Raw genomic sequence first — 13,415 nt, forward strand, 5'->3', positions numbered from 1 at the left:
AGGCAGTTCTCTAATTCCCAGCCTGTGCACCCCATCGAAGTCGTCAATACCACTAGTGCTGTTATATCAAAGGTTGTTTCGACTTATTTGCCGAAGACCATATGATCCGCTTTGGCCTGGAGAAGGCCTTCATCTTATACGGCATTGTCAGAGCAGCAATCCATTGACTCATACATGCTGCAAATGGCTTGATGCGGTAACGCAGCTCTCGTCGTGGCCTGTGTCGAATGAGAATGTTGCTGTGGATTGAGTGGCGATCCCTGCCTGTTCCAATTCTTCGATGAACGCTTTCGCATATGCGTCGTTGCGGAAGCCTTGCAGCACGTCGAATGAAATGGTGTCTGCTGCGGCAGTCATGTTGACGGTCATTCCCTTGACATCGCTGCTGTATAGATGCACGGAATCGATGTGGGTTGCGAAGTCATTGCATTGCATGCGTCCGACATAGCTCAGGACATAGGTGTTGATGATCAGATGATCGAACATGCTCATGAACTGTTGCTTCTGTGTGAAGGTTGGCAGACTGTCGAGCTTGTTGAACAGTTCTGTCTGCATGTTTAATGACTTGTTCACCATGTTTGGCGAGCGTTGAGCGGCGATGAGCGAACGATATTCTTGAGATGTCTCATCTTGATCGGAGTGTGCGACCTGAGTCGAATATGGCAGGTAGAAGGATCCGGTGCAGTTTCGACGCGTGTGCTCGAATCCTGCTGCTGCTCGCAGATCGACCGCCATGCTGCATACGATTGGTCTGGCAGTATTCGAATGCAACTTCCATATCGCATGCGAAAGCATCATTGCTACCATGATCGCTGGCGTCGCCCCATGCTCCTTCGCATAGCGCACAAAATTGTTTTGATCTACTTGAATCTCCGTACATCGGCAATCATTCGGCGTTGCTGTGGCTTCGGGAAGTTGAAAGCCGTCCGTAATTACAGGAATCAGCTTTCTCGAATCCACGGGACGCCGCAATGTACTGATTGGCTCCTGCGTCTCTGAGCTATCGGGGAATTCGTTGACGGTGTGGATGCCCTCCGCGCTGAAGCGAGTGTTGTATTTAAGCGAGCAGTAGTAGAACAGCAATGTTTCCATGAATGGCTTGATTCCTCTGCCATCGCATAAAGCATGATGAAATGATATTCTGATGGCGTTCACGGTGAAGGTGACGTCAACCAGATGATAGTCAACCTGTGCTCCTCCCAATGGTCGAAGATCAAGGGTTTCAGTTGCCTTCATAGGAGCCTGGTCAGCGGCCAGATAGTAGTCTGCGCCTTTCAGCACCAGTTGTTGGGTCAGGTCCGGGAAGCGCCTAACGGTATGGTCCAGGGCGGTTTGCAGTGCCTTGCCGTCTACTCTATCTTTCATTCGTGCTTCCAACACAGTGCCCTTGTACCCTTGCGCCCTGTAGAGGAAGGATTGTCCTGAACGTATTTTTTTCATGTGTTTATCGCTTTCATTTGACTTTCATGGCATGTGTTCGACAATGATGTTTCTTCGATCGCGCTCTGCAATGTCAAGATGTGACCTGCTTGCCTGTGCTTTTTGTACGAAACGAGACAATTGCAATGACCAATCCAAGAAGAGACATGAGTATCATGCTCGCGAATATGATGGAGGTTCCCATGGCGCTTGGCGTTTCAGAAGCTTGTGAGGAAATTGCCGTGGCATGTGGACTTGTGCCGACAAGCACGAACACAGAAACGGCAGGTATCAGCGTCCCTGCAATGCTGCGCAATGACATCATTAATGCGTTGGCTCCCGGCTGATACTGTTTCTTAACCGAGACAATGCCCCAGGTGAATGTCGGCATTATGGAGAGACCGGTTATCAGACAGTGGACGAAATAGATGACTGATACGTACCATATGGATGTCGAAACACCGAGAATGCCAAAACACAGCGAGCTCAGCGTGAGAGCGGACATGGAACCTATGACCACGGTCTTGGGGCCGAAGATGTCGAGCAGTTTGCCTCCGAGCGGGTTGGCGAGACCGAAGACGAGCAATCCCAGTATGAGAATCGCGTTGACCTGAGACGTGGAGAATCCCACGACTTGCAGCATGTACGCTCGGACTGCGAAGAATCCAGCAGCAGCGATCATGGAAATTACGCCTACGAGGATGATGGAGGGAAGAAAACTCCGGTTTCTCAGTAGCTGAAAATTGATGAGAGGGCTTGCGCTATTGCGTTGTCTGGCCCAGAATGCGATCAGCGCCATTGCCGAGAGCATGAGCGTTCCGGCTATTTGTGGATTTCGTAACCCAAAATATTCGACGTTGAGAATGCAATATTGGATTCCAGCCAGACCTGCGCAGCACAATCCCAATGATGGAACATCAAGGAGCACGGGTTCCGTATCGAGCACGTCATCCATGATGTTCATGCTGCAGAGCAGCACTGCAATGACGATGGCAAGCAATCCCCAGAACAGTGGCTTCCAACCCATGGATGCGGTCAGATTTTGTGTTATCAAGGTCGCTATCAGCGTAGACACTGCCACGGAGAGTCCGAACATGCCCATGACAGTTCCCGATGCTGAGTTTGGAAACAGCGCCAGCAAAATCATCTGGCATATGGATAGCATCAGTCCACACCCAATCGCCTGGACAATGAGCAAAACCATGAGCAGCGTGAAACTGGAAGCAAGTGCAGCCGTGGGCAGCCCGAGCACAAGGAAACTGAGACCACAGATGAACAGTAATCTGGTGCTGAATCTTCTCATCAGGAACACCGATGCAGGCACCATGCTGACAACTGCAAGTGAAAAACCGCTGATAAGCCATCGCGTCTGTTCCAAATCAAAGCGTAGGTCAGATGTCGAAGGCGATATTGCGATCATGCTGGCATAGATGAAGGCGCAAATCATCGATGCGAAAAGCGTGAGAGCCACGATTTTGTGCTTCTTTGAGAAATTTATTCGTATCAACTTGACCCCTTGCCTTCCTGTGCGTAACTCATTCAAAAGCAAGGGTTCCCCGACCATTCTTGTATTGGCGAGGTTTATTTCTTGCTTGATGAGATTTCTTCGAGGGCTTTCTGCCTGAATGCGTTTCCGGCATCCTTTTGGGCAAACATGATGCCTCCGGCAATGATGACGCCGAGTCCGAGTGCCATGCCGAACAGTCCTGAACTTTGATTGGCGTGCTGCGATTGGGTAGATTCCAAGAGCACGTTCTGCATGACGACCACGGACAGGAGAGCGTCGGTGAAGGAGATGAGCTTGATTGCTGAGTCCATGGGGTTACGCTCTCTTCGTGAGACAACGAGTCCTCGAACAGCGATGCCGATCTTGGTGACGGTGATGGTTGCCACGGTGATGGCTATGATCTGGTTATAGGATTTGGCCTTGTCATTCATGAACATGATGGCCGAGAACGCGGCATATGAAACTCCAATGACCCCCAGCAGCAGTCCCGTCCTATGGTAGACGGTCATCTCGCTGGCGAGTCTGCTGAGTACATCGTCCACCCTGCGCAGGCTCTGGTGCTTTCGCACGATGATGAACCGTGAGACGCACAGGACGACGTAGTAAGCCGCGTTCACGATGAACAGCATGGAATTGGTCATGATGCCAAGGGCAAGCTTGACCAGTGCCATACCTATCCCACTCGCGACCGAAACCGTGGCGGCAAGTATCGACTTGTCTATGACGGCCATCGCTCGGTAGGTGTTCCATGCTGATTGAATGTGACGTTTCATGAACGGCTTTCCTTTGGCTTGCATTGGTGTGATGTGACCGTTCCATCAGAACGGTTCACTGGGGTGGCGTTTCCCGCGCCTTCCACAGGACGATTCCGACTGTTGCGCAGATGACGGTGATGATGGCGGTTGCTATTTTCATGGTATTTCCTCCTGGTTATTGTTCTTGGTTGTTGTTTGTTATTGTTCAGTGAATCAGGCGGGCAGCCTGTTCACCAGTCTGGAAAACTTGTTCTTGTTCCTGTTCAATGAGAGGATTGAGTTGGGCCGTTCGCGATGCCCTGATGCCGAAGTAGGCGATCGCACCACCAGCCCATGCCACGAGTCCTATCGCTCCGACGATGATGGGGAACGCTCCCAGAGCCCCCATGAAGAGGGACACTGCGAGGAAGACTGCACCAATGATGCCAAGCACCACTGCGATGCTGGTTGCGATGCTCCTCTTGGAGCGTTCCATACGAGCGATCGAATCCAGGGAGTAGTCGGCCTTGCGCTGCAATTCCTGGAGCAGAGGCTTGTTCTTGATTCTGCGATCGCGTCTGAAACTCAACGTGGTCATGTTCGAACGTATCGCTGGGAGCAGGGGAAGCGGCCTGATTGGGGGACGAACCTCCGAGCTTTCAAGGTTCCATCCGAAATTGCGGTATGCATCACGGTAGAGAGGCTCCAACTGCAGTGGCGCACGGACCTTGGTATATTCGTATCCTGCGTAGCTAGTTTGCTGAAGATTGTTTGCTGATGTTGCGTTGCTCATGTCGTGCTCCTAGGTTGTGGTCGCAATGTGTCTGCCGGATGATTTCACTCATCTGCGGCTTGTATGATTATCTTCATCCAACTTGCGGGAAAATGAATCATCTGTGTGAACCGAGTCCACTACTGCAATCGCAGTAGAGGCACGTTGAACATTCACACCATGAGAGAAGGGAAGCAATCCTTGCAGAACGGCATGAGTCGCAGCAGTCACGAACGAGCTCCGATGTGGCGGCTGACGCCACGAATCGTAGAAGTGTCGCTGGTGGTGGTCATCCTGCTGGCGGGTCTTGTCGATTTTTACACGCTCGCCTCTTCGCATGGCCCATGGCAGGCGTATGCAGCGCCCTCCATTTTGCTTCTTGGCGTGACCATCGGCTACCGATTCCCCTGGGTTGGTCTGGCATTGATTGCCATCGTCCCCTTCATCACTCTGCTCTCAAACGTTGACGCGGTCGCAGCATGGTCCATGGTGTGCTTCGCCGGCTTCCTGCTGACCTTGCGCGGGCTGCCCACCCTTTCAGTCGCACCTTTGCTTGCGTTGAGCGTTTTCGTTTCCGCTGGCCTGTCGATTGGTACCATAGACGTTTCCATCGATCCAAGCCCTTCAATATTCGCCTTCGCTGCCGCCATGGGTGCGGTAATCGGCGGTTCCATCCGGGGCAATGAACAATATCATCGCGAAGTGCAGCTGAGGATCCAGCAAGAGCAGACAGCGCGTAGAGCGGCCGTGGACCGTAGCATCGCCCAGGAACGATTGCGCATCGCTCGAGACCTGCACGACAGCGTGGGGCATCAGATTGCCATGGTCAACATGCATCTGGGCGCTGCGGAAGTCTCACTGCCACCCGATGAGCGCACAGTCCGTGCAAGCCTTCAATCCGCTCGCGAATCAGTGAAGGAAGTACTCAAGGAAACGCAACAGATACTTGCAATCCTCAATGTCGGACGCGACGAACAGCAGCTCGAGGCAACCCCTGGCCATGAGCTCATCACCCATCTCATCGAGTCATATCGCACTGGCGGCTTGAGCATCGAAAGCCATGTTGAAAGTCTGGGAGAAGACGTTGACCCGCAGGTCAGCATCGCCGCGTATCGCATCGTCCAGGAGGCATTGACGAACGCTCACCGCTATGGCGATGGCATAGCCTCCATCACCGTGAAGCGCGATGTTCAGAAAAACCGCGTATATATGGAAATCATCAACGGATACGGTTCACGCAACAGATCCTCGGAACCCGGAGGAGGAAACGGACTGGTCGGAATGCGAGAGCGAGCCGAATCGGTCGGCGGATCATTGCAAATCCACTCCGAACCGCCATTGTTCAGAATAGTCGCGTCCCTGCCACTGTCAGGAAGGAAATGAACCATGGTGCGAGTCATGCTGGTCGATGACCAGGAAATGCTGCGTGCAGGTCTGCGCGTCATCCTCAATGCAAACAAGGAGATAGAGATCGTCGCCGAGGCAAGTGACGGAATAGGCGCACTGAGCACGTTGACGAACACCGCGGTGGACGTGATACTGATGGACTTGAACATGCCAGGCATCGACGGCGTCGAGACCACACGGAGAATACGGCAGAATCCACAATATGCGAACATACGCATCCTGGTACTCACTACCTTTGACGGTGACGAAAACGTTCTCGCAGCATTGAAGGCAGGAGCCGACGGATTCCTCGGCAAGGCGGCCAGCCCTACGGAGTTGGCTGACGGCATCCTGCGAAGCGCACAAGGGGAACATGCCCTGTCACCACGAGCCTTGAACGCAGTGGTCAACAACACCAAGAATCCCAAACCCGCGATCGCAGACCCCGATAGAGCCGCCCTATTCAAACTGCTGACACCTCGTGAATTGGAGATCGTGCAACTCATCGTCAATGGCCTCGACAATGCACAGATCAGCCGAAAGATCTTCATCTCACCCTTCACCGTGAAGACTCATGCCAACCGCACCATGATGAAAGTCAATGCCAGGGACAGGGCACAACTCGTCTCATATGCCATCCAAGCCGGAATATTGCCCAACGGGATATGAATGCGCCGTGTTATGAGACCGCTGCATATGCAAACCGCATTGCGTGCATGAACGGGCAGTGCGCCAAGTCTTTCGTTTCGAATTGCATGGAGCCAATCATGTTCCACGAACCTTGAGGGTCTGAGCGGAAATGCTTGCACAACAGGATGAATCGCGAAAACTACTGCATCTGGAGTAGGAAGGCAGGTCCATCCGTACGATTCATATCGTTGCTGCATGTTCCAGAATCGACATATGCACATTACAGCACAGAACCTCAGCAAACACTATGGCAAGAAACTCGTCGTCGATAACGCAAGCTTCACCGTGCACGACGGGAAGGTCACAGGATTCCTCGGTCCGAACGGCGCGGGGAAATCCACCACGATGCGCATGCTTCTCGGCTTGCATCGACCTGACGGCGGCAATGTCCTCTTTGACGGTAAGCCACTCACCTCCTTTGACAACCCCCTGCAGATAGTCGGCAGCCTCTTGGACGCGAAGGCCTTCAATCCACGTAACACTCCACACCAATATCTTCTCGCCCAGGCAGCCACCCACGGGCTTGGTGAAAGCCGGGTCAAAGCCATTCTGCGTCTTACAGGGCTATCCAAGGTCGCCGACAAGGAAATCGGCGGATTCTCTCTAGGCATGTCGCAACGCCTAGGCATGGCGAACGCACTGCTCGCAGACCCCCAGGTACTCATCCTTGACGAGCCGATCAACGGCCTGGACCCCGAAGGCGTGCGATGGGTGCGAGAAACATTGAAAACGCTCGCATCCGAAGGACGAACCATTCTGATTTCAAGCCATCTGATGGCAGAAATGGCACAGACAGCCGACCACATCATCGTCATCGGCAAAGGCAGGATTCTTGCCGACGCCCCCGTCGATGAAATCATATCCGGGAAAGGCTTCATCCGAGTGCGCAGCCCCCAAATGCCCGAATTGCTGGAACTGCTCGCAAGTCGCGGAATCCAGGCGCAATCTCGCGAACATGACTGCGCCATAATCGCAGGAGTGAAGATAGAGGAAGTTGGCCGCATCGCAGCCGCACACCGATTCATCCTATTCGAACTGGCACCAATCGCGTCATCACTCGAAGACGCATACCTCAACCTGACAGCAGACGCCGTCGAATACAAGAGCGGAGCAACCGCATGAGCATCTCAATAGCAACCTCACCCAAGACAACATCGCATCTTGGAACGACAACCATACTGCCGCTCGTAGGCCATACTCGCCTCACCTGGCAAGGTCTCATAACAAGCGAGTGGATTAAAATGCGCACCAGAGTCTCAACGTATTGGCTGGGCGGCATCGGCATCATCATGATGATCGCCATGGCAGTCACCTCCGCCATCCAATCCATAGGTGGAAACGTCAGCGCATCATCCGTCATGACCATGGCGACAGGTGGCGTGGTTGGCGCTCAATTCTGCGCCATGCTCCTCGGCGTGTTCGCCATATCCGACGAATACCACACCGGACAGATACGCACCACCTTCAATGCAGTCCCAAAACGAATCCCTGTTCTTGCCGCAAAGGCCACCACCGTTGCAATTGCAAGCTTCATTCTCACATTCGCCTCAATCACCGTTTCGCTGATCGTCGCACATATATTGAGTGGTCGAGGCCTCTCCTTCGGCTACTTCACGCTTGACATTCTGCGCATGTACATAGGAGCCCCGCTCTACATGGCCTTCATCACCATAATCTCGCTCATGGTAGGAGCGGTGATACGAAAGAGCACAGGATCCATATCGGTGATCCTGCTCATCCTCTGGGCCCTGCCAGGCTCGGCAGTGATGCTTCCAGCATCAATCGCCGGCATAGTCGCCGCATTCATGCCATCCACGGTAGGCTCGGCACTCTATGGATCATCTTCAGGTGGCAGCGATCAGGTTTTCAGTGCCATCACACCCCAAAGCTCAATAACCCTTGCCCCCTGGCTCGCATTCATCATACTCATTGCCTATGCCGCGATATTTGCTGCCATTGCCATACAAGTCACCAAGCGAAGAGACGTCTGAGCATGACTGAATACCTGAATGTGCCATGGAGACATTGCAATGCACAGACTACTCCAGGCAACGAAATGCCTCTACCTGACCATACGGTCGCTCGACCCCACCGGCAAGGGCCAGGTACGATGGGTCACACGATGGAAACCCGCCTTAAACGCATTCGCGTTTCCCCTTCGCCGACCGCTGGCCAGACGGCAGGGAACAATAATGAAAACCACCAGTTACACACTTAACGAGATAGACCCGATGGATGCAGTACAAATATTTCAATTTTGAAGTGGCAATTGGAGTGGCAACGAAAAATTAGTATCCACAAAGGCTTATGATATCGACATATTTTGGGGGTAATAGTCAATTCCTGGCAGCTCCACGAATATAGAAAAGGTCACTCCGATTGGAGTGACCTTTTTGTTGCCATTGCGGGTTATAGGCACAAAAGCGTGTGGGAAATCGTTTCCTAGCCCTTGTGGGAGTGGGTGTTGCTCCTGTTTGATAATTTTTACGCCGTGATAACGGCACGGCATGAAAGTGTGTGAAACATGCCGTGATGCGTTCTTCCGACTGGGGTTTGGGCTGGTTGATAATCCTATTTGACCTGGGATGCATGAAAGCAACCTGTGTCCGTATTGCGGCACCATCATGCATCGCAACAGAACCCACGAGAGCAGGAACGACCCAATGTCGATGCCCGCCATCCCCACCTCCCTTGCTATCCTCACCTCTCTTGTCATCTCGACCGAATGTCATCTCGAGCGAATTACACCTCCCTTGTCATCTCGAGTGAGCGGAGCGAGTCGAGAGATCTCACCCTTGCAAGCATCAACAGCCAAGATCCCTCGACTCGCTCCGCTCACTCGGGATGACGATGGTACATACAGCTTTGACAAGTTCATACGATCGACTCGCTCCGCTCACTCGGAATGACGGGAGAGGAGCAGGGCATCGACTGGAACGAATTACACGCCAGTACACCAGCAAAGACCAAAAACCCACACTTCTATGCCTATAACCCCGCAATACATGGGCAGTGCGCATCGCAAACGTCTTCAAGCAAGGTCGTCTAGCAATGGTGCGCTGGCACTGACGTGGAACTCTTGTCTGACACTCCGGCCCGAGCCCGCCATATCCCAAGTGCGTCCGATGCCAGTTCGATGCCTGCCCCATTGTTTTCCAATAGTCTTCGCATACTCCACACTGCCTGAAGACGAGGCCGACCACCATGGCGACCCGCTTCGATCATGGATTAAAGATGGCACACAGAACGTCGGTGGCTGGGCCCATGAGCGCGTCAGTCCTCCACGCCGAGCATGGCAGCGGCCTGTCCCAGTGACACGTCCAAGGCATCAAGCACTGTGTTTGCCATGTCGTCGTTCATCAGCAGACCTGCCTTGAACTGCAGCACCCGCTGGTCAAAGTTGGCCCGCATTGCCCACACCCCGTTGCGGTAGAGTGCAGCCATCAGTGCGGTCGAGCCTTCAGGATGAGCGGTCACAAGCCCCATGATCACACCACGTTGCCGCACGCCTGCAAGGAAGCGATGGCGAGACTGGATTTCAGCCAGACGGTTCGAAAACAGTTCGCTTAGTCTGCTCACGTTGCGTCGGGTGGAATCACGCGAAGTGATATCAAGAACCTTGGTTCCCACATAGCAGCCGAGCTCCGAAGTGCTGAACGAGGTGGTCTGTGCGAAGCCGTCATCCTTGAGCCATTGCCCGGCACGGTCATTCATAATAACTGCGCTTATCGGATAGTAGCCTCCCGACAGACCTTTTCCGGTGACGATCATGTCCGGTTCGGCGCCATAGCCGACGGAACACCACATGGTGCCGCTTCGCATGAGACCGGTCTGCACTTCATCCGCGACATACAGGGCACCATAGCGATGTGTCAGCTCGGTGACAGCCTTGAAGTATCCTTCATGAGGAATGGGGAATCCCGCGGTGGCAGGCAGACTCTCCAGCAGCACGCATGCGGTGTCGTTCTGACGCAGCGCCCCTTCAAGCTGGTCAAGATCGTCATAGTCGATCTGGCTGAATTCGTCCGGGTTCGGGATCGAATTGAAAAATGCCGCCTGATCCTGCGGCCCTGCCTGCATGGCGAAGCCCGTTGCTCCATGGAAGCAGCCGTGCACGGTGATGACCCGCCTGCGCCCCGTGGCATGGCGGGCGAATTTGATGGCCGAATCGATGGATTCGCCACCACCGGTATTGACATTCACATAGCGCATGTAATCGGGAGAGACCTTCAGGAGTGCATCGACGAAGTCCATCTTGACCTGCGAGGGGAAATAATGATTTCCCGCATCATAGCGTTCCGATCCCTTGACGAGGGCCTGCCGAACCTCAGGATTGCAGTGGCCAAGATTGAAGACGCCCCCGTTTATATGCATGTTGATGATCGTGCGACCGGACGCAAGATCCTCGAATTCGTATCCATGCCGGTGCCCGAGCACAATCTCAAGGCCATATTTGCGGAACAGGTCCACCCGTGAGGGATTCCATTCCTCACGCGCCTTGTCATAGATAGCTTCGGTTGCCTCCTGCCCCGAAGCGTCAAGACCTTCCCCGGATGTCTGTGTGGAAAGGACTGTATCGGTGGTATTTGGGTTCATGATGATGCTCCTTGTCAGCGAATTTGCATGGTTATGGGATGAAGGCCCCACGAGGAAGGCTACCGAGCCCCTGATCGATCATCCAGACGGTGGTGTCGCACATATTTCCTTGCCAGAATCGCGGTTCCCTTGCCAACGAATGCAACAAGCTCCGGTGTGATGGTGGTCGCCTCGTTGCTTCCCGGATCCGCGTTGGTCATGTGATAGAGCAGGGATTCGAACAGACCGATCCTGCGGATCATGATGAAGGTCGGTATCTCCCGTTCCTCCTGCTCGTCAAGCGGATACACCGTGCGATACCCTCTCACGATCGCATCCAATACGGCTGGCAGATCAGGTCGATGTTCCATGAATCCGACGATGCCAGCGATGTCTGTCATGTACCAGCCCATGCCACAATCGTCGAAATCCAATACGGCGAGGTTGCCGTCGTCATCGAGCAGGTTTGCCGGACGCAGATCGCTATGTATGATCCCATAGCGCTCGGGCGATGTGCCGAAGACCTTCAGACGTCGCTTCATGAGATCGCGGCAGCGGTCAATCGCCTCGATGTCATGTCTGCTGAGCATGCTGTCAATGTCCCAATAATGGCTTCCATAAAAGTTGTTCCATTGCTCCCCGAAGGTCGCATCCCAATTCCATTCGATGCGATGCGCGATGTCGGCACGATGAGTTGGGGTCCATGAGAGGGAGTCGCGGCGGAGAATCGCTGCAATTGCACCGATGGAACGATACAGCCTCTCGTCATTCGGCGAGAGGGCCGTTGCATTGCCTCCGGCCGTCGTGGCGATGTTGAACTTACCTCGCGTCCCGATCGCATCGTAGAGCATCGCAGCGCCACGGGTGAGCGGAATGGTCAGTGAATCAGGCATCGATGCAAGTCGAAGCATCAGCTTGCTGAGCGATTCGGTGTCATCCGTTGAATCGCGTGGTGCGCTTCCTGACACGAAGGTGAAGCAGACCACATTGCGCTGAGTGCCGATATCAGGGCAGTCGATGCTCTGTATGCAATTGCCGTCGAGCCCGGGAATCGGCGTGGCAAGTCGCAGCTCCGTGATCTTTCGCAATTCCTCGATCCATTGGAGTTCGACCTCGATGGAGTCGCTCTGCGCGTAGTCAAGCCGATGCACGCGCATGACGAAGCGCTGGTCAAGCCCGCTCTCGCTACGATGGCCGTCAATCCGGAATGTGGCGTTTTCCGTGAGGTTGAGGAGCGTGACCTCACATGATTGCACATCGTATCCCCAGCGAGACAACGCTCTGGAGGCGACGTCAAAGAAGTGGGCCTTCTGGCGCTCAAGAGGCAGTTCGTTGAAGTGCTGCTGTGCTGCCGATATCATAGACCCTCCTAGGAAACCTCGTGATGAGTCGCACGTTGAACTGCCATCATTCTGGAGAACGTACCACATATCATACTATTAAATTGTATACAATCTATAATAGCGATGACGTGAGTCCTCCCGATATCATCCCCGTAAACGAGGGGTTACGACAACCACACACCATTCGAAATGCCACGCTGGCACCTGGATTCGAGCAATTGGCACCCCTTACGTACTATTGGTACGGAAAAAGCAGATGGAGCAGACTCATGACGCAGACCCACACCTTCAACGAATTCGACATTCTCGACGATCCACGACAGCTGCCCCGCTACATGTACATATGCTCAAAGGAAATCATCAAGGCATACACTCCATACCTCGAGCCGCTCAATCTCACCTATACGCAATACCTGACGATGATTGCGCTCTGGGATGCCTACGACGGAGAAGGAGACGATCGCAAAGGACACGATCGCGACAAGAGCCGCGAAGGCGGGGCTCCCAATGTGAAGGAGCTTGGAACGACTCTGTATCTTGATTCAGGGACGCTCACTCCCCTGCTCAAGAAACTCGAAGCCGAGGGATTCATCACACGTCGGCGCTCGAAGGTCGACGAGCGCAGCGTAAACGTCGAGCTGACCGCCAAGGGTCTGACGCTGCGTGCGAAGACCATCGGCATCTCCGGTCAGATTCTTTCCAGGGTGGGACTTACACAGAGCGAGGCCGTGACACTCTTCCGATTGCTACGCAAGTCGTTGAGCAATCTTTCCGAGTAGCGGATTCCTCACTCGGTCGGCGCTCCACGCCCAACTGCATCGCCTCGAGATTCCCGACAGTGCGGCAACCACGCATGCCCGGTCATCCGGCATCGCAGATCCCAATCCTTGGGTACCCACGACGGTGTTACGTCGCGGAAACACAGTGCGCTTTGCCGATGTCTTTCATGTGTATACTCCAGTTTCAATCGCACACAATCAAATTGGATT

General features: G+C 53.9%; 11 protein-coding genes and 1 pseudogene. 6 read left to right on the forward strand and 6 right to left on the reverse strand.

The window, feature by feature from the left end:
- Positions 1-168: 168 nt before the first annotated feature.
- The 4 genes from BAQU_RS09365 to BAQU_RS09380 form a co-directional block, all read right to left on the reverse strand.
- Positions 169-1,365: a hypothetical protein gene (locus BAQU_RS09365; RefSeq protein WP_094695021.1), complete on the reverse strand. Its 1,197-nt coding sequence runs from the start codon at positions 1,363-1,365 to the stop codon at positions 169-171.
- Positions 1,366-1,513: 148 nt separating this feature from the next.
- Entirely contained in the window at positions 1,514-2,890 is a 1,377-nt protein-coding gene (locus tag BAQU_RS09370) for an MFS transporter (protein WP_158215689.1), read from the reverse strand.
- A gap of 110 nt (positions 2,891-3,000) precedes the next feature.
- On the reverse strand, positions 3,001-3,699 hold the full coding sequence (locus tag BAQU_RS10540) for a hypothetical protein (protein ID WP_211277157.1): 699 nt from the start codon (positions 3,697-3,699) through the stop codon (positions 3,001-3,003).
- Positions 3,700-3,886: 187 nt separating this feature from the next.
- Positions 3,887-4,453, reverse strand: coding sequence for a hypothetical protein (locus tag BAQU_RS09380; protein ID WP_094695027.1), 567 nt, complete (start codon positions 4,451-4,453; stop codon positions 3,887-3,889).
- Between the two features lie 159 nt (positions 4,454-4,612).
- Here BAQU_RS09380 and BAQU_RS09385 point away from each other — a divergent pair, with 159 nt between their 5' ends.
- From BAQU_RS09385 to BAQU_RS09405, 5 genes and pseudogenes are all read left to right on the forward strand, one after another.
- Positions 4,613-5,815 carry a sensor histidine kinase gene (locus tag BAQU_RS09385; RefSeq protein ID WP_094695029.1) on the forward strand — a complete coding sequence of 401 codons (1,203 nt, stop codon included), beginning with the start codon at positions 4,613-4,615 and terminating at the stop codon, positions 5,813-5,815.
- Positions 5,816-5,818: 3 nt separating this feature from the next.
- Complete coding sequence (locus BAQU_RS09390) at positions 5,819-6,487, forward strand: response regulator (RefSeq protein WP_094695031.1); 669 nt, start codon at positions 5,819-5,821, stop codon at positions 6,485-6,487.
- Positions 6,488-6,721: 234 nt separating this feature from the next.
- On the forward strand, positions 6,722-7,630 hold the full coding sequence (locus tag BAQU_RS09395) for an ABC transporter ATP-binding protein (protein ID WP_094695160.1): 909 nt from the start codon (positions 6,722-6,724) through the stop codon (positions 7,628-7,630).
- Entirely contained in the window at positions 7,627-8,499 is an 873-nt protein-coding gene (locus BAQU_RS09400) for a hypothetical protein (RefSeq protein WP_094695033.1), read from the forward strand. Before BAQU_RS09395 ends, BAQU_RS09400 begins: the two co-directional genes overlap by 4 nt.
- Positions 8,500-8,556: 57 nt before the next feature.
- Positions 8,557-8,701: pseudogene (locus BAQU_RS09405) on the forward strand (IS256 family transposase); the annotation flags it as partial.
- Positions 8,702-9,781: 1,080 nt separating this feature from the next.
- Here the strand turns inward: BAQU_RS09405 and BAQU_RS09410 are convergent.
- A complete protein-coding gene (locus BAQU_RS09410) occupies positions 9,782-11,104 on the reverse strand; it encodes an aminotransferase class III-fold pyridoxal phosphate-dependent enzyme (protein ID WP_094695034.1) in 1,323 nt (440 codons plus the stop codon).
- A gap of 59 nt (positions 11,105-11,163) precedes the next feature.
- The gene (locus BAQU_RS09415; protein ID WP_158215690.1) at positions 11,164-12,444 is read right to left on the reverse strand and encodes a phosphotransferase enzyme family protein; all 1,281 of its coding nucleotides are present in this window, start codon (positions 12,442-12,444) and stop codon (positions 11,164-11,166) included.
- Between the two features lie 251 nt (positions 12,445-12,695).
- Here BAQU_RS09415 and BAQU_RS09420 point away from each other — a divergent pair, with 251 nt between their 5' ends.
- Positions 12,696-13,205, forward strand: a complete 510-nt coding sequence (locus BAQU_RS09420) for a MarR family winged helix-turn-helix transcriptional regulator (protein ID WP_094695038.1) — start codon at positions 12,696-12,698, stop codon at positions 13,203-13,205.
- The last annotated feature ends 210 nt before the right edge of the window (positions 13,206-13,415 follow it).

Origin of the sequence: Bifidobacterium aquikefiri (assembly GCF_002259795.1) — a bacterium.
In the GTDB taxonomy this organism is placed as follows: Bacteria; Actinomycetota; Actinomycetes; order Actinomycetales; family Bifidobacteriaceae; genus Bombiscardovia; species Bombiscardovia aquikefiri.